A 16,836-nucleotide genomic window follows, 5' to 3' on the forward strand; every position below is an offset into this window, starting at 1 on the left:
TGGGAGAGGGGAGCCTAGCCGCGCTTCTTCGGTGCAGCCGGGGCGTCGGCGGCGGTGACCAGATGCCCCTTCCAGCCGGGCGGCGGCAGGAACTTGCCGGACTTCTCCTCGCGCGTGCCGGTGCGCGCGATCAGGGCGGCGTCGCGCAGGGCCTTCAGCGTGGTTTCGCGGTCGATCAGCATCTTGTTCATCGCGGTCCCCAATCTAGCAGTTGCCGTTTTCTCCTTGTCCTACGGCGAGCGTAGATAGGCTAAGGGGCGACGTTGCCGAAGGCCTATGATCTGGACCCGTCAGTTTCTACCGATAGTTTAGTCTGTAAACGAGAAACTAGTGTGCTGATGATGCCTTCAAAATGTGAAACGATAGAAATCGCCGGGTTGTCAGCTACTGCGTGAGCCAGTGTTAATTTAAGCCGCATTTTGACCAAGTCATCAAATGGGACACCAGCTTGGCTGAACGCATCCGTCATTCGTGCCGACCATTTAGCAGTGCGATTGCGTGGTCGGATCACGGAAAGATCGACGCCAAATCGAGCATTTACGGCTTCAAGGTAGATTGCAGGATCAAGCATATCCTCGAACTCAGCCTCTGGTCGGCCAGCGACAATAGTTAAACCATAGTCGCCATCGCCAATAATGTTGGCGAGTTTGGCTTTGTCGATGGCAGTTCTTCCAGCTTGATCATTATCAACAAAGCAGTGGATTGAGCACAAAATTCCTTTGAACAAACCAGCTTTAGCACCCAGTGATCCTGCTCCATCAAGGGGTTCGATGTTTAGTCTGCCATCAGCGATCGCGGCGGCGAGATCAGCTGATCGATCGGATAATATAGCCCGCATGGCAATCTTGTCATCATCCCCTTCAACTAATAGAACGACCTCAGCATTTACTAAGTTGTCGTAAGATCTAACTCCTAGGGCCGTTCGAATGTCAGCCAGCTTCACTGCTGGTTCGGCTTTTGAGCTGCTCACCACTATGTTGCTCTGTATTTTGTTTCTATTCACGAGCAGTGGACTGTGTGTTGTCAGAATGATTTGATCAATATTGCCTAAGTCAGCAATAACTGACCGCAGTTCATGGATTGCGTCGGGATGTAAATGGGCTTCCGGTTCTTCGATAGCAAATATATAAGACGACTTGTTTCTCGCTTCTTCAAGTGCGTGTCGGCGTAAACCCAAAGCTACAATGCTCTGGATACCGTCTCCCTTGCTGTCTAAGCTGGTGACATTTCCGTCATCTACAGAAATATCAATGTTGTGACGAAGCGCGTTAAATCGTCTCTCGTCATTCACTGAAAATTGGACAGATTTTATGCCGGGAAGAAAAGCTTGTAGCGTATTTGTAACTCTGCTTGAAAATCCCTCTAATACAGGTTTTTGGAGCTCTCTAATGGCACCGACAGCCTCTCTGAATGCGGGGTTCCGCTCCAAAGCAAGAAGCTCAGATGCAACAATTTCCTCAACTATAGAAGAAGCAAATTTTGCGGTTCTAACGGCAGGCAAATACTGAAATTGAATTCTACTTGCTAAAAAATTCGCTATCCTATCGCTCTTGGCATTAAGTGGTGCGCTGCCCTTACCCTGTTTTATTATGTGAATCTCAACAGAGTCTTTTTCAAACGTGACGCAGACCGGGAGTGATCCGTTCAGGGTGCTTTTGATCTCTGTCTTAAAATCGGCAATCTCTTTTTCATCTAGCAGAAAATCAAGAATTATCTTGGTCGAGCGCCCGTTGGGTTTATTTTGAAGCGCGACTGGAAAGTCGCGCTCCCAAATAAATACCCGATCAGGGTTTCCAGACCGCCGCGCTAAGTATTGGCTGTCTGCTGGATAGCGACGCAATCCGAGGCGATGACGTGTAAGCGCAAACATGGCTGCGCTTAGTGCTCGGAGGATGTTTGATTTTCCCTCGTTATTGGCACCGATCAAAACGGTGTTGTCAGAAAGCGCGATTTTTCGTGTTTGAGTTATACTACGGTAGTTTTCTACCGAGAATGATTCTAGGCGCATACGTGGTCTCCCCCAGTCGGGAGCGTAGTGAGTTAGCCAACACGATCAAGGGTTGAATTCACACCTTCACCTCCACCACCCCGCCGCCGGCCCTGAACTTCGCGCTCATCTCCGCCATGCCGGCCTCGGCTTCCGCCAGCGAACCGCCCGCGTCGTTCTGCGCCTGGGCATCGCGGCGGATGTCCTGGCTGATCTTCATGCTGCAGAATTTCGGGCCGCACATGGAGCAGAAGTGGGCGGTCTTGTGAGCTTCCTTGGGCAGGGTGGCGTCGTGGTATTTGCGGGCGGTTTCGGGGTCGAGGCCGAGGTTGAACTGGTCCTCCCAGCGGAACTCGAACCGGGCGCGCGACAGGGCGTCGTCGTGCAGGCGGGCGGCGGGGTGGCCCTTGGCCAGGTCGGCGGCGTGGGCGGCGATCTTGTAGGTGATGACGCCGTCCTTGACGTCCTGACGGTCGGGCAGGCCCAGATGCTCCTTGGGCGTGACGTAGCAGAGCATGGCCGTGCCGAACCAGCCGATCATGGCCGCGCCGATGGCGGATGTGATGTGGTCGTAGCCGGGAGCGATGTCGGTGGTGAGCGGGCCAAGCGTATAGAAGGGCGCCTCGTGGCAGTGTTTCAGCTGCTCATCCATATTGGCCTTGATCTTGTGCATCGGCACATGGCCGGGGCCCTCGATCATGACCTGGCAGCCCTTGGCCCAGGCGATCTTGGTCAGTTCGCCCAGGGTGCGCAGCTCGGCGAACTGGGCCTCGTCATTGGCGTCGGCGATGGAGCCGGGGCGCAGGCCGTCGCCCAATGAGAAGCTGACATCGTAGGCGCGCATGATGTCGCAGATGTCCTCGAAATGCTCGTAGAGGAAGCTCTCCTTGTGGTGGGACAGGCACCATTTGGCCATGATGGAGCCGCCGCGCGACACGATGCCGGTGACGCGTTTGGCCGTCATCGGCACGAAGGGCAGGCGCACCCCCGCGTGGATGGTGAAATAGTCCACGCCCTGTTCGGCCTGTTCGATCAGGGTGTCGCGGAACACCTCCCACGTCAGGTCCTCGGCTATGCCGTTCACCTTCTCCAGGGCCTGATAGATGGGCACGGTGCCGATGGGGACGGACGAGTTGCGGATGATCCAGTCGCGGATGTTGTGGATGTTGCGGCCCGTCGACAGGTCCATGACGTTGTCGGCGCCCCAGCGGGTGGCCCAGACCAGTTTGTCGACCTCGTCGTCCACGCTGGACAGGACCGCCGAGTTGCCGATGTTCGCATTGATCTTCACCAAGAAGTTGCGGCCGATGATCATCGGCTCGACCTCGGGGTGGTTGATGTTGTGCGGGATGATGGCGCGGCCGCGCGCGATCTCTTGCCGGACGAACTCGGGCGTGACGAAGTCGGGGATGGCGGCGCCGAAATCCTCGCCGTCGCGGATGCAGGGGGCGGCCTGCTCGCGGCGCAGGTTCTCGCGGATGGCGACATATTCCATCTCGGGCGTGATGATGCCGGCCTTGGCGTATTCGAACTGGGTGACGGGGCGGCCCTCGACGCCCTTGAACACCTTGTGGTTGGAGACGTCGAAACGGGGGGCAAGGTTCTTGCCGGACGCATGGCCGTTGTCCTCGGGCTTGACCTCGCGGGGGTTCGCCACCGGGGCGATGTCGCCGCGATCCAGTTGCCAGCTGGACTTGACCAGGGGCAGGCCCTTCTTGATGTCGATGGTGACCGTCGGGTCGGTGTAGGGGCCGGAGCTGTCATAGATGGTCACCGGCGGCTCGTTGGCGCTCGGGTGGACGGCGACCTCGCGGAAGGGGACGCGGATGTCGGGGTAAAGCTCGCCGGCGACATAGACCTTGCGGCTGCCCGCGCGTTCGCCGGTGGGGATGGTTCCGGTCTCGCGCATGACCTCATCGCGCGCGTCCTTGAGGGCGAGCTCGACATTGGGCTCTTCGGGCAGGGCGGGGGGCGTGACTTGGATGTTCATGGCGGCCTCAAACGGTTGAGGTCTGCCGACGTCGGGCGGAACGGTCCTGTTGCGTGGACCCGTAGCGTTTCCCATCCCTTCGCCGGCATGACCCGGATCAGGTTCGACGGGTCAGGCGGCTACGCCAATCTCAGCCGCTCGATCGCGACCCCCCGGAGAACGAAGGGACCATAACCCAGGCTCAGGGCGCCGACCAGCCCTTGACCGAGACGGACGCCGCGCGCGGGTCGGCGTCGAAGCGGAGATAGGCCTGGGCGTGGCCGTGGCCGGGGACGTAGTCCAGGCTGGCCGTCGCGGTCTGGTCGCCCAGCACGCCCTCGATGTCGACGGCGGCGGCGGTGTCGTCGCCCGCGTTCACCACCCGCACCACCGCGACATGGCCGGACGGGTTGGTCTCGATCCGCAGGATGCGGGCGCTCAGGTCTGGCGGGGCGGCGGGCTGAACCGCCTCCCAGATGACGACGCCGACCACCGACAGGGTGACGACGGCGCCGACGGCGGCCATCGCCCATTGCAGGACCGGACGGGGCGCGGGGGCGATCTTCTTTCGGGCGGACATGAGCTCTTAGACCAGCAGACGGGCGGCGGCGGCGCCGATGGAGGCGGGGAAGCCCAGCACGATCATGGTCTGGACCACGCCTTCGAGCGAATGCCCCTCGACCCGGCCGAAGATCCACAGCACGAACAGGCTGATCCCCAGGGCCAGGGCGTAGCCGGGCAGGGTGAAGTGCAGGAAGGCCCGCATCGGATGCTCGGCCTCCTCTTGGCCGGCGAAGCCCGCATTGAAGACGATCAGGTGCAGCAGACCGAGAGAGACCGCGATCAGGGCCAAGGCATGTATCGGCGTGGCCTTGTAGGCGATCAGGATGATCTCCTCGGTCGGGGCGATGTTCAGGGCGAAGAACAGCGCGCCCGCCGCCATCAGGAACAGCTCGCCGAAATAGGAGGCCTCCTCCTCGTCGGTGTCGCCGCCGCCATCGCCGCTGAGCTGCCGCCGGGCCAGGAGCGCCCCCATGGCGCCGGGCACGGCCTGCAGCGCGACCATGCCGACCGCCTCGCGCGGCGGGGCGTCCCACTGGACCACGCCGAACAGGATCAACAGGACCGAGGCGGTGGCGAAGCCGACCGCCAGGGCCACGGCGGTGTCGAGCATGTCGTTGCGCAGGCCGCGCCGCTTCGAGAAGCCCGCGTAATAGGCCAGGCCGTACAGCAGCGGCAGGCCGGCCAGGATGAAGACCAGCAGCCGCCAGCGGCCCATGACCACGCCCTGCTCCCACATCTCCATGGTCATCAGCAGCGGGATGTTGAACACCAGGGCGCCGGCGAAGGCGCGGCCCAGATCGCGGAAATAGGCGCGCTCGCGACGAAGATCGAAAAGGGGGGCGGCGGCGGTCATGCGACGGCAACGCTTGGTGGAAGGCTTTGGCTCCTTGGGCCTGTCATGCGGGCGCGCTATCAAGGCGGTGAACAGGACCCTTCCCCATGCATCTCGCCCGTTTCGCCCGCATCCGCCTGGCCCATCTGCCGACGCCGCTGGAGCCGCTGCCCCGGTTGTCGGAGGAGTTGGGCGTGGATCTGTGGATCAAGCGCGATGACTGCACCGGCCTGGCGGGCGGCGGTAACAAGACGCGCAAGCTGGAGTTCCTGCTGGGCGCGGCGTTCGAGCAGGACGCCGATACGCTGGTGACGCAAGGGGCGGTGCAGTCGAACCATGTGCGGCAAACCGCAGCGGCGGCGGCCGCACACGGCCTGGCCTGCGAGATCATTCTGGAGGAGCGGACGGGGTCCAAGGCCAGCGACTATGTCGGCAACGGCAACGTGCTGCTGGACCGGCTGTTCGGGGCCAGCATCCGCACCGTGCCGGGCGGGACGGACATGGTCGCCGAGCTGGAGACGACGGCGGAGGCCGTGCGGGCGCGGGGCGGAAAGCCCTATGTCATCCCTGGCGGCGGTTCGAACCCGATTGGAGCCTTGGGCTATGTCGACTGCGCGCGCGAGATCGTGGTCCAGGCCGACGAGATGGACCTGGAGGTCCACCGGATCGTGACGGCGACGGGCAGCGCGGGCACCCATGCGGGCCTGGTCGCCGGGCTGGCGGTCATGGGGGCCGACATTCCGGTGCTGGGCATCGGGGTGCGGGCGCCCAGGGAGAAGCAGGAGGCCAACGTCTTCAAACTGGCCGAGGAGACGGCCGCCCTGCTGGGCCAGCCGGGGCGGGTAACGCGCGAGAGGGTGGTCGCCGACTGCGACTATGTGGGCGAGGGCTACGGCCTGATCGACCAGGGGGTGATCGACGCCCTGACCCTGGCGGCGCGTCTGGACGGGATCGTGCTGGACCCGGTCTATTCCGGCAAGGCGATGAAGGGGCTGATCGCCCTGGCGCGGGCCGGGCAGTTCCGCGGCGAGACGGTGGTCTTCCTGCATACCGGCGGGGCGCAGGGGTTGTTCGGCTATCAGAGCGAGATCGAAGGGGCGCTGTAGGGGCGGCGAGCGGCGTGGACGCGCGCGAGGCGACGCTGGCGTTGCTGGCCTCCCGTGCGAAGGACGCGACCGTCTGCCCCAGCGAGGTGGCGCGGGCTTTGGCTGGCCCGGACGGGGAATGGCGTGACGCGATGCCGGAGGTTCACGCGGTCGTCGATCAGATGGTGAGCGACGGGCTGGTGCGTCTGAGCTGGAAAGGTCACAGGCTGGCGACGCGGGCGGGGCCGTATCGGATCGGTCGCGGCGGATAGGAGAGACTCTATGACCAGAACCGATTGGCTTCAGGTCCTGTCCTACTAAACGTGGGTGGGCGTTCTGTTTCTCTTGTCAGGGCTGCTCGTCGTGGTCGTCACTGTCCTTGTCGAAAGGCGCCGCGCCTGGCGGCGAAAGGATCGCCAATGAGCCTCATCAAATGATGCAGAGGCGTGAGGTCCGCTTTTGGGCCAAGCGCTAACTTCGCAACCCGACCCTTTGCGGACGTTCTCCTACAGAGCTGGCGCGAAGGCGACCTCAAGTGCAGGGCAACCCGTTCGGCGACATTGGACAACTTCCTCAAATGTAGGCCCACTGGCACCTTCGACGACAACTTGGAAGAGATAACCATCACCAGTTGCGCAGCTCAACGTCACAGTCAGCCTTTTATCATCAATCCATTTTGAGGATCGGAGTGCGAGCCTAGCGGCGGAGCAGGCTCGATATCCACTGGCTGTTCGATCTGAACGCTGAGCGCAGGCTTCCCTCAGAGCGCAGGCTTCTACGACTTGTTTTGCTCTCCCGATCAGCCGTTCCTCTTGGCGATCAGCGGATAGCGCGCATGAGGGTAAAGCGGCGAATAAGACGAATAGGGAGCGCTTCATAAGTTGGACGCTACTACGTAAACTAACGTCCGCTAACCACCCCTACCGGACGACGGCGATGACCGCTTTCCGTCCTGGCGGCCAACGTTCACTTTCGGAGCCAAGTTCCAGGACCGAAATCGAGTCGTTGCAGACGTCGGTTAGCGCTTCGCTCGCCTCTCCGACCGTTGCTGCCAAGCGACGCCGGCGAAGACAGCGACTAGGCCCACGTAGAAGAGCCCTTCCTCGATCAAAGGACCGGCGCTGAGCATTTCCGCGGGAAGTCGGGCGGCAAGCAAAGCCAATCCTCCCCACGTAACGGCCGCTGCGCGGCTGTTCGTTTTAGGTCCTCGACCTTCGTGCAAGTCAACCATGAACTATCCACCTCAGCCTGAAGATAGAGATGGGCAACTTCTGCTGTCCACCCCTAGCCGCAGTTCGGCGCGTCCGTTTTCGGCCTAAAGGCCAACGAATGCTTTCGGCGGTGATGCCCAAGACTGAACTCGACCCATTGCGGACAGCCTCCGATTAGCGATTATGGTCGAAGATGCAGCCGACCGCGAAAACGCTCATAATCCTCACCGCAGTGGCCGTTGGTTCGGTGCTTATCTCTATGCTCGTTCGCACATTCTACGGAGTGTCGCTGATAACCGGCTTTCTTATTGCAGCAGCCGCCTGCGGAGTTGCTTTGCTGAGCGCACCAAACCGGGATCAGCAGACGCCTGCCTACATCATGGGGCTGGCGACCATGATGGTAATCGGTGGCCTCGCGCTATGGGCTCTAGAGAGTTAAGCCTCGCGCTACAATGTCCGCTTCCCACCCTTAGCGGACCTTCGAGAAGGCTCGCACATAAGCCCACCGCGCGATCAGAGACGAAACTATAGCCAAGGCGATCAGCCCAGCTATGCCCCCAAGGGCGGTCATCAGCGGCGCGGGGTAAAGCAGCATCGACCCACCGACCCACAGCGAATAGCACCAGAAAAGCGCCGCAACTGCGCTGGCGATTATGGCCCGCGCCTTCGGTTTAACGAAGGCGAAGGCAACTCCGACGACTACCGCTGCTGGCAGCACATAAACTGCGAGAACGTAGGCACCGACGTTAGCTCCGTGTGACACTGCTGATCCTCCGCTCGACAAAGCGTATATCTGCCGATGTCCGCTTTCCACCCTCAGCCGAACCCCGGAGTGTCGTCGGCTGCGCTTCGAGGTTCCGGTTTCGGCGATGTCGTCCATGACGCAAGCCAACCCATTGCGGACGGTCGACCACTCTGTGATGGTCCCGTTGCGGCACGTCCGTTGATGGAATTGAGCTCCCCATGATCTGGAAGGTTCTCGGCCTGCTTCTGGCGTTCTCGACCGCGCCGCAGCAAAGCCCCGAGCAGACCCCGCCGACATCCTGCGGTCTTTCCAGCCTCAGCGCTTGTCGCACGACCAACAATCTCGTCTGGGATACTGGGTTCAGACAGGCTTTGGGGCGGTTCCTGGGTGAGCGCCAGGCCGCTTATCTATGGGAACGCGGATCGGTTCGTGACCAAGCACGGGCCGTGCTGGGCGGTCCGCCCGATGCGCCGATCATCGTCGAAAATCTCTATAGATTCACGGCCTGCCGACTTCATTCCTGTCCCGAAAAGGGGGCTGTGTTTCTCACATCAAGCGGAGAAATCATGGCGGTGGCCATCCTGCATTCGACATGTGCTACGGCGCCCAGACCCGCCCACTGCGCGGAGACGATGCGGCTCGCCGTATACCTTGATCCGGACGCCGATCGAACGCTCATCGTCGGTGATCTTTCGCATTGGGCCGAGGACGCCCTCGCGCGCTTACACACATTTGCCGGTCTCGCGCCGCCGACGCTGGAGGGAGTTGATGTCCTGACAGCGGGCTCCAGTAATTGAGGCCCGATACATCGCTCGCGCTAATGGCAGGTTTCCAACCATGGCCGATATTGGGACTGTCTACAGAGCGCAAACTTCGTCTAGGCGAGATGCCGTCTTGCTGCGTCGAAAAGCCGAAGCTTCATCTGGAATAGCACATGAGCAAGATTCTGGGCGTCATCGGGGGTATGGGACCGGCGGCGACGGTGGCGTTTCTGGACCGGGTGCAGGCGTTGACGCCGGCGCAGGGGGATGCGGATCACATCCGGGTTTTGATGGACCTGAACCCGCAGGTGCCGGATCGCAACACCCGGCCGGGCGTGGCGGAGGTGGTTCTGGGTCAGATGGCCGCGCGGCTGGCGGCGGCGGGGGCCGAGGTGATCGCCATGCCTTGCAACACCGCCCATGCGCAGGCGGGCGCGATCCGGGCCGTGTGTGAGGCGCAGGGCCTAAGCTTCATCGACATGATCGCGGCGACGGCGGATGCGGCGGTCGTGTCGGGTGTGCAGCGGATCGCCGTGCTGGCGACGCCGGACGGGGAGCGGCTTTATCAGGCGGCGCTGGGAGCGCGCGGGGTGGAGACGGTTCTGCTGGACGGGGCGGACCGCGAGGCCTTCATGGCGCTGGTCTATGGGGTCAAGCGCGGCGATGTGGGCGAGGCGGCGCGGGTGGGGATGCGCGGGCTGGCCCAGGCCCTGGCGGAGGCAGGCGCGCAGGCCTTGATCGCGGGGTGTACGGAGGTTCCGCTGTTGCTGGGGGCGGAGGATGCAGCCGTTCCGCTGACGGACTCGGCCGAGGTGCTGGCGCGGGTGTGCGTGGGGGCGTGTCTGTAACTTTCGTCATCCTCCGGCGAGCGGAGCGAGACCGGGGGACCCAGCGGCGCCGACGGCGATCTCGCCGCAGCACCACGTTTGAGCGATTGCATTCGTGACAGGTTCGCGCTCTCGCGCGCCGCTGGGTCCCCCGATCTGCGCCGCGAAGAGGCGGCTCGTCGGAGGATGACGAAAGGGTTTTGTGGAGGGGCTTGCTAGGCGGCGCTTGGGGCGGCAAACGAAGCGGGTGTCTATTCAATCCCTTATCATCGATTGCGACCCCGGCGTGGATGACGCCGTGGCGTTGTTCCTGGCCTTTGCGGCGCCCGAGCTGGATCTGTTGGCGGTCGCGACCGTGGGGGGCAATGTCCCCGGCGCCCTGACCCAGCGCAATGCGCGCATCGTGCGCCAGATCGCCGGGCGCGAGGATGTGCCGGTGTTCGGCGGAGCGGAACGGCCGCTGAAGCGTCCGCCGGCGGGGGCGGGCGAGTTTCACGGGCCCGAGGGGCTGGGCGATCTGGAGCCGTTCGAACCGACGGGGATCGTCGGCGACGGGCCGGCGGCCAACGCCATCGTCGATCTGGTGATGAGCCGGCCGCAGGGTTCGGTCGCGGTCGCCGTCATGGGGCCGATGACCAATCTGGCCCTGGCGATGCGGCGCGAGCGGCGGCTGGCCGACTGGCTGGGACCGGTGGTCGTCATGGGCGGTGCGCGGTCCGAAGGCGGCAACATCACCGCCTCGGCCGAGTTCAACATCTGGGCCGACCCGGATGCGGCGGCGGTGGTGTTCGGATCGGGGTGCGAGGTGATCGCCCTGGGGCTGGACGCCACCCACCAGGTGCGCGCGACGGAGGACCGGATCGCCGCGATCGAGGCGGTGGGCAGCGAGGCGGCGCGGGCTACGGCGGCGATGTTGAGGTTCTCGCAGCGGGTCGAGCGCGAGGTGGTGGGGTGGGATTCAGCCCCGCTGCATGACCCCTGCACCGTGGCCTGGCTGTTGAAGCCGGAACTGTTCCAGACCCGGCCGTGCCGGATCGAGGTCGAGACGACGTCGGAGCTGACCCGCGGTCATACGGCGGTGGAGTTCCGGGTCGATCCGGCGACGGCGCGGCATCGCTGGGTCGTGGCCGCGGACGGGCAGGGGGTGTTCGACCTGATCGTCGGCAAGTTGAGGGATCAGGCGCGAGGAACGGGGGCATGAGGATCACCGTCGTCGGCTCGATCAACCTGGACCTGGTCGCGGCGGCGCCCCGCCTGCCGGCGCCGGGCGAGACGGTGACCGGGGCGACCCTGGCGCGCTATCCGGGGGGCAAGGGCGCTAACCAGGCCTATGCCGCCGAGAAACTGGGGGCCGAGGTCTGTCTGATCGGCCGGGTCGGCGACGACGCCATGGCGGGCGAGGCCCTGGCGCTGATGTCGGACCTGGGCGTCGATCTGGCGGGGGTGGAGGTCGATGTGGCGGCGCCGACCGGCGTGGCCCTGATCGCCGTCGATCCATCGGGCGAGAACCAGATCGTGGTCGCGGCCGGCGCCAATCATTTCGTGACGCCCGAACAACTGCCGCAGCGGATCGAGGGGGCGTTGATCGTTCAGCTGGAGCTGCCGCTCGCGACGGTGGAGGCGGCGGTGGGTCGGTCGACCGGCTTCGTCTGCGCCAATCTGGCGCCCGCCGCGCCGGTGTCGGAGGCCCTGCTGCGCCGCTGCGATCTGATCGTCGTCAATGAGACCGAGGCCGCCTTTTATGGCGACAGCCTGCACCGGGGCGGCGGCAGGGTGGTGGTGACCAAGGGCGCCAAGGGCGCGGCCATGTACCAGCGCGGCGTCGAAATGGCCTGGGCGACCCCGCCCGCAGTCGAGGCGGTCGATGCGACCGGCGCCGGCGACGCCTTCGTGGCGGCCATCGTCGTGGCCCTGCTGGAAGGCATGGAACCGGCGCAGGCCCTGCGGTTCGCCTGCGCGGCGGGAGCGTTCGCGGCGACACGCGCGGGGGCTCAGCCGTCGGCCCCGGAGCGGGATGAGGTCGAGGCGCTGCTGGCGCGTTAGGGGCGCACGATCAGCCGCACCACCTCGCCCGCGTGCAGGCGGTCGAAGCCGGCGTTGATGTCGTCGAGCGGGATGACGCCGCTCATAAGCCGGTTCACGGGCAGGCGGCCCTGGCGGTAGAGGGCGACGTAGCGGGGGATGTCGCGGTTGGGGACGCAGGTGCCGATGTAGGAGCCCTTCAGGGTGCGCTCCTCGCCGACCAGGGAGACGATGTTGACGGCCAGGGCTGCGTCGGCGGGCGGCAGGCCGGCGGTGAGGGTGGCGCCGCCGCGTCGGGTCATCTTCCAGGCGTTGTCGAGGGCGCGGGCCGAGCCGGCCATTTCGAAGGCGAAGTCGGCGCCGCCGTGGGTCAGGGCGCGGACCTGATCGACCACATCGGGATCGGCGCCGTTGACGGTCTGGACCGGGCCGAGGGTGCGGGCCAGGGCCAGTTTTTCCTCGGACAGATCGACGGCGATGACGGGGGAGGCGCCGCTGGCCAGGGCGCCCAGGACGCTGGCCAGGCCGACGCCGCCCAGGCCGATGACCGCGACGCTCTGGCCCGCTTTGACGCCCGCCGTGTTCACCACCGCGCCGACGCCGGTCAGGACGGCGCAGCCGAACAGGGCCGCCTCCTCGAACGACAGGTCCGGGTCGATCTTGACCAGGGAGCGGCGCGAGACGACGGCGTGGGCGGCGAAGGCGGAACAGCCGAGGTGGTGGTTGACCGGTTCGCCTTCTCGGAAGATGCGACGGGCGCCGGACAGAAGCTCGCCCCGACCGTTGGCGACGGCGCCGGGCTCGCACAGGGCGGGACGGCCGCCGGCGCAGGGGTCGCAATGGCCGCAGGAGGGCATGAAGACCATGACGACGTGATCGCCGATCTGGAGGTCCGTGACGCCGTCGCCCAAAGCCTCGACCACGCCGGCGGCCTCATGCCCCAGGGCCATGGGGAGGGGGCGGGGGCGGTCGCCGTTGATGACGGAAAGGTCCGAGTGGCACAGGCCGGCGGCCTTGATGGCGACCAGGACCTCGCCGGGGCCCGGCGGGTCCAGCGTCACGGTCTCGACCGACAGGGGGCGGCTGTCGGCGTAGGGGCGGGCGGCGCCCATGCGGGACAGGACGGCGGCGCGGGTCTGGAGGCTCATGTCGGTCGGCCCTCTGGGGCGCTGTCGGCCAGCGCGTTCGTGATCGCTGGTCCTTCGATAGGCGCTTGACGCCACGTCGTCCAAGCCCGAGCGTCACGGGGAGAGCGACGGGTCGGACGTCGCCGAGGGAGAGAGACGATGTCCAACAGAAACGAAGGCCCGCTGGCCGAACGCGCCACCTACAAGGCCTTCCACATGGTCTCGACGCGCTGGGCCGACAACGACCAGTACGGCCACATCAACAACGCCAAATTCTACGAGTTCGTCGACTCGGCCGTGAACGCCCACCTGCTGATCGCCAATGCGCTGGACGAATCCATCGGCCTGGTGGTGGATTCGGGCTGCCGCTACACCTCGGCGCTGAAGTTCCCCGATGTGATCGAGGTCGGGATCAAGGTGGACAAGGTCGGCACCTCCAGCGTCAGCTACGGCTTCGCCGTGTTCAAGCGCAGCGCCGACGTCCCCGCCGCCATCGGCCATTTCGTGCATGTCTATGTCGACGCCGAAACGCGCCGGCCCAAGCCGCTGCCGGCCAAGCTGAGGGCGGTGGTGGAGAACCTGCGGGCGGGGTGAGGTTGGTGACGCTCAACAAAAGCCCAAGGATTGTCCGGGCTACAGCTGTTGTTCTTGCCGCCCTGGCGGTCGTGTTGTCCGCTCTGGGCGGGCGAACGTCCGGTCAGACTCATACCCTCTTCGGCGCCGGGATCGCATTCTGCTTTATGATGCTGATCGTGCCGACGATATTCATGGCGTCCTCGCCAATATCTCTCTGGTGGGAATATCTGATTGTAGCGTTGCTGGGCGCGCTCGGAGGGCTCTGCCTTAGCCTGTTCCTCGCTGCTGGCGCGCGACCAGTGGAGATTGTCGGTCACATGGTCTTGGCTGGGGGAGGCTTGGCGTTCGTCTGGGGTGTGAGAGCCCTTCGAGACCGGGCTGTTTTCGCCTGGGGGCGATAGCGAAGGCGGGGAGGAAGGCAGGGAGTCTGGATCCTCGGGACAAGCCCGAGGATGACGGCAACTAGAAAAGCGTGTGAGCCTCAGTCGTCCAGGCGGCCGATGAGGAACAGGGCGCCGACGGCGGTGAGGGCGCCCAGGGTGAAGGCGGCGATGATGGAGCCGGCGGCGACGGCGGCGGGGACGGTGACGGGGCGGGCCTCGTACCATTCGACGATGTCGGCCTCGTGCAGGTCGTCGTCCATATAGCCTTCGGCTTCGTAGATGGTGTCTTCTGCGGTCATGGCTGCGCTCCGTCTGCTTGCCGGGGGATCAATACGCGCAAACGGTCGAGGTTCCACACCGAAGCGGCATCGTGACAGCCTGCCGCTCTTCCGCTAGGACGCCCGGCTCAGGTTTCAGAACGCGCGAAGACGATCCCATGGCCGGCCATTCGAAATTCAAGAACATCATGCACCGCAAGGGGCGCGCCGATGCGCAGCGCTCCAAGCTGTTCTCCAAACTGTCGCGCGACATCACCGTGGCGGCCAAGAACGGCATGCCCGATCCGGCGCTGAACCCGCGCCTGCGTCTGGCGGTCAACAACGCCAAGGCCGAGAGCCTGCCCAAGGACGTGATCCAGCGGGCCATCAACAAGGCCTCGGGCGGCGACGTCGATACGATGGAAGAGGTCCGCTACGAGGGCCGGGGTCCGGGCGGCGTGGGCATCATCGTCGAGGCCCTGACCGACAACCGCAACCGCGCGGCGTCCAACATCGGCGCGGCGTTCAAGAAGAACGGCGGGGCGCTGAGCGAGATGAACTCGGTCGCCTTCATGTGGGATAAAGTGGGGCAAATCAGATACAAGGCCGAGGCCGGGACCGAGGACGCCGTCATGGAGGCCGCCATCGAGGCCGGCGCCCAGGACGTCGAGAGCGACCTGGTCAAGCCCGACATCTACGAGGACGCGCCGGGCCACACGATCTGGACCGCCTTCGAGGACCTGAACGAGGTGGCCGAGGCCATGTCCAAGGTGCTGGGCGATCCCAAGTCCACCGCCATCGTGTGGAAGCCGCAGTCGAACGTGCCGGTCACCGGCGAGGCCGTGGGCACGCTGATGAAGCTGCTGGACGCGCTGGACGCCGAGGACGACGTGTCGTCGGTCTATTCCAACGAAGAGATTTCCGACGAGGACGCGGCCAAATACGCGGGCTAGGGCGAACGCGGGTCTCGACAGGGTCGTAACCTCCGATTAACGTCTCGCCATAGGACGGTGAGCGGTTCGATTCGTCTTTTGGGGCGGGTTGGGGTCGCCGTCGCGAAGCGGGTACACGCGGGGGCGCGACCATGAAGCTGACCAGAATCGACCGGGTGCTGTCGCGTGGCAAGACCGAGGGCAAGGACGAGGCCGTAGGCTCGAACCGGGCGACCGAACAGGAGGTCGCCGGTCTGATCGGCGAGCGGTTCGAAACCATTCAGGACAGTCTGGATCAACTGTCGGAGATGGCGCAGCGGTTCGGCACCTTCGAGACCCTGCTGGGCCAGCTGCGTGATCCGCTGGAAGCCGAGTTCCGCTCGCGCCGCGACAACCACGTCGAACTGGTCAATCTGCGCAACGCCAACGCCGATGCGATGAAGCAGGCCAGCCTGCTGCACGCAGAGGTGCGCAAGCTGTCGGACGCCTTGGCCGAGTCCGAGGCCAAGGCCGACGATCTGGCGGCGCGCGGGGGCGAGACCACGGTCAATCTGCAGGAGGCCCGGGTCGAACTGGGTCGGCTGCGCAACGAACTGGCCCAGGCCGCGACGAAGATCGAGGGGCTGGAGACCGTCGAGCGCGCCTCAGCCCAGCGCATCCGCGAGCTGGAGCAGGATCAGGAATCGCTACGCAACCAGCTGAAGTCGGCCGAGACCGCGCGGTCGGAATCTGAGGCCACGCGCGGCCAAGTCCAGCGCGACCTGGCCCTGGTGGTGGACGAAAACACGGCGCTGCGTCGCCGGGTCGACGAGGTCGGCACCGAGGTGGCGGGCCTGGCGCGCGCCTCGGCGGCCAACGAAGGGCAGCTGGCGACGGAACGCGCCCGCGCCGCTTCCGAACAGGCCGAGGCCGCACGCGCCATTCGCTCGCTGGAAAGCCATGTGGAATCCGCCCGTGCCGAGATCGCCGCCCTTACGGCCCGACTGGACACCGCCACCGCCCGCGCCAACGGGCTGGAGGTGCTGAACAGCGAACAGGCTGCGCGGCTGAACGCGCTGCAAACCGGCGGTCACGCCGTCGAGCGTCGCGCCGACACATTGCAGGTCACGCTGGACCGGGCGGTCGAACGCGTCCGCGCCCTGGAGATCGAGACCGAGGAGGCGCGCCAGCGTCAGTCGGCCATGGAGGTCGCCCGCGTCGCGGCCGTCGATCGCGCCGAGGCCCTGAGCAAGGCGGCCATGGCCCACGACAAGGCCATCGCCCGCGCCGAGGAGCGGATGGTGAAGCTGCAGGCCAAGCTTGCCACCGCCCAGGACGAACATGACGCGCGCGTCCAGACCCTGACCCAGCAGATCAGCGCCCTGCGCGAGGATCTGGAGACCTCGCGCGCCGAGGGCGCCATGTCCGCCGCCGCCCTGGACGCCGCACGTCGCGGTCGCGGCGGTCGTGCGACCATCGCCGAGGCGGCGGCCCAGCTGCAGGCCATCGTCGGCTGAAGTCAGGCGTCTGACGCCAGCGAGTCGTTCGCAGGGAACTCCACCGCTCGGCGGGCGTAACG

The 16,836-nt window shown here is 65.1% G+C and carries 17 protein-coding genes and 1 riboswitch; of the genes, 9 read left to right on the forward strand and 8 right to left on the reverse strand.

What is annotated here, in order from left to right:
- Positions 1–14: 14 nt before the first annotated feature.
- The 5 genes from ACODSC_RS00005 to ACODSC_RS00025 all read right to left on the reverse strand — a co-directional run bounded on the left by ACODSC_RS00005 (position 15) and on the right by ACODSC_RS00025 (position 5,373).
- Positions 15–191, reverse strand: coding sequence for a hypothetical protein (locus tag ACODSC_RS00005; protein ID WP_488810612.1), 177 nt, complete (start codon positions 189–191; stop codon positions 15–17).
- 83 nt (positions 192–274) lie between these two features.
- Positions 275–2,008: an ATP-dependent nuclease gene (locus ACODSC_RS00010; RefSeq protein ID WP_488810614.1), complete on the reverse strand. Its 1,734-nt coding sequence runs from the start codon at positions 2,006–2,008 to the stop codon at positions 275–277.
- 58 nt (positions 2,009–2,066) lie between these two features.
- On the reverse strand, positions 2,067–3,896 hold the full coding sequence (gene thiC, locus ACODSC_RS00015; RefSeq protein ID WP_488812112.1) for a phosphomethylpyrimidine synthase ThiC: 1,830 nt from the start codon (positions 3,894–3,896) through the stop codon (positions 2,067–2,069).
- Positions 3,897–4,033: 137 nt separating this feature from the next.
- A riboswitch (TPP riboswitch) is annotated at positions 4,034–4,142 on the reverse strand.
- A gap of 16 nt (positions 4,143–4,158) precedes the next feature.
- A complete protein-coding gene (locus ACODSC_RS00020; RefSeq protein WP_488810616.1) occupies positions 4,159–4,536 on the reverse strand; it encodes a hypothetical protein in 378 nt (125 codons plus the stop codon).
- Between the two features lie 6 nt (positions 4,537–4,542).
- Complete coding sequence (locus ACODSC_RS00025) at positions 4,543–5,373, reverse strand: TIGR02587 family membrane protein (RefSeq protein ID WP_488810618.1); 831 nt, start codon at positions 5,371–5,373, stop codon at positions 4,543–4,545.
- Between the two features lie 86 nt (positions 5,374–5,459).
- Here ACODSC_RS00025 and cuyA point away from each other — a divergent pair, with 86 nt between their 5' ends.
- Positions 5,460–6,458 (forward strand): D-cysteate sulfo-lyase, encoded by a 999-nt coding sequence (cuyA, locus tag ACODSC_RS00030; RefSeq protein ID WP_488810620.1) that lies wholly within the window; start codon positions 5,460–5,462, stop codon positions 6,456–6,458.
- A 14-nt stretch (positions 6,459–6,472) separates the two neighbouring features.
- A complete protein-coding gene (locus ACODSC_RS00035) occupies positions 6,473–6,709 on the forward strand; it encodes a DUF3253 domain-containing protein (protein WP_488810622.1) in 237 nt (78 codons plus the stop codon).
- Between the two features lie 1,408 nt (positions 6,710–8,117).
- Here the strand turns inward: ACODSC_RS00035 and ACODSC_RS00040 are convergent.
- Complete coding sequence (locus ACODSC_RS00040; RefSeq protein ID WP_488810624.1) at positions 8,118–8,528, reverse strand: hypothetical protein; 411 nt, start codon at positions 8,526–8,528, stop codon at positions 8,118–8,120.
- Positions 8,529–8,611: 83 nt separating this feature from the next.
- Between ACODSC_RS00040 and ACODSC_RS00045 the strand changes: the two genes are divergently transcribed.
- The 4 genes from ACODSC_RS00045 to ACODSC_RS00060 all read left to right on the forward strand — a co-directional run bounded on the left by ACODSC_RS00045 (position 8,612) and on the right by ACODSC_RS00060 (position 12,024).
- The gene (locus ACODSC_RS00045; RefSeq protein WP_488810626.1) at positions 8,612–9,190 is read left to right on the forward strand and encodes a hypothetical protein; all 579 of its coding nucleotides are present in this window, start codon (positions 8,612–8,614) and stop codon (positions 9,188–9,190) included.
- Between the two features lie 137 nt (positions 9,191–9,327).
- Complete coding sequence (gene cuyB / locus ACODSC_RS00050; RefSeq protein ID WP_488810628.1) at positions 9,328–10,002, forward strand: cysteate racemase; 675 nt, start codon at positions 9,328–9,330, stop codon at positions 10,000–10,002.
- Between the two features lie 226 nt (positions 10,003–10,228).
- Positions 10,229–11,182, forward strand: a complete 954-nt coding sequence (locus ACODSC_RS00055; RefSeq protein WP_488810630.1) for a nucleoside hydrolase — start codon at positions 10,229–10,231, stop codon at positions 11,180–11,182.
- Positions 11,179–12,024 carry a ribokinase gene (locus tag ACODSC_RS00060; protein WP_488810632.1) on the forward strand — a complete coding sequence of 282 codons (846 nt, stop codon included), beginning with the start codon at positions 11,179–11,181 and terminating at the stop codon, positions 12,022–12,024. Before ACODSC_RS00055 ends, ACODSC_RS00060 begins: the two co-directional genes overlap by 4 nt.
- On the opposite strand, the gene ACODSC_RS00065 is transcribed toward ACODSC_RS00060, so the two are convergent.
- Entirely contained in the window at positions 12,021–13,151 is a 1,131-nt protein-coding gene (locus ACODSC_RS00065) for a zinc-dependent alcohol dehydrogenase family protein (RefSeq protein WP_488810634.1), read from the reverse strand. The genes ACODSC_RS00060 and ACODSC_RS00065 overlap by 4 nt on opposite strands.
- Positions 13,152–13,289: 138 nt before the next feature.
- On the opposite strand from ACODSC_RS00065, the gene ACODSC_RS00070 reads away from it, so the two are divergent.
- Positions 13,290–13,724: an acyl-CoA thioesterase gene (locus ACODSC_RS00070; RefSeq protein ID WP_488810636.1), complete on the forward strand. Its 435-nt coding sequence runs from the start codon at positions 13,290–13,292 to the stop codon at positions 13,722–13,724.
- A gap of 463 nt (positions 13,725–14,187) precedes the next feature.
- Here the strand turns inward: ACODSC_RS00070 and ACODSC_RS00075 are convergent, their stop codons facing one another.
- Positions 14,188–14,388 carry a hypothetical protein gene (locus ACODSC_RS00075; protein ID WP_488810638.1) on the reverse strand — a complete coding sequence of 67 codons (201 nt, stop codon included), beginning with the start codon at positions 14,386–14,388 and terminating at the stop codon, positions 14,188–14,190.
- 137 nt (positions 14,389–14,525) lie between these two features.
- Here ACODSC_RS00075 and ACODSC_RS00080 point away from each other — a divergent pair, with 137 nt between their 5' ends.
- Together ACODSC_RS00080 and ACODSC_RS00085 are read left to right on the forward strand one after the other, a co-directional pair.
- Positions 14,526–15,299, forward strand: a complete 774-nt coding sequence (locus ACODSC_RS00080; protein ID WP_488810640.1) for a YebC/PmpR family DNA-binding transcriptional regulator — start codon at positions 14,526–14,528, stop codon at positions 15,297–15,299.
- Between the two features lie 131 nt (positions 15,300–15,430).
- Positions 15,431–16,774 (forward strand): hypothetical protein, encoded by a 1,344-nt coding sequence (locus tag ACODSC_RS00085; RefSeq protein ID WP_488810642.1) that lies wholly within the window; start codon positions 15,431–15,433, stop codon positions 16,772–16,774.
- Positions 16,775–16,836 lie beyond the last annotated feature (62 nt).

This window comes from Brevundimonas sp. FG128 (genome assembly GCF_057809775.1).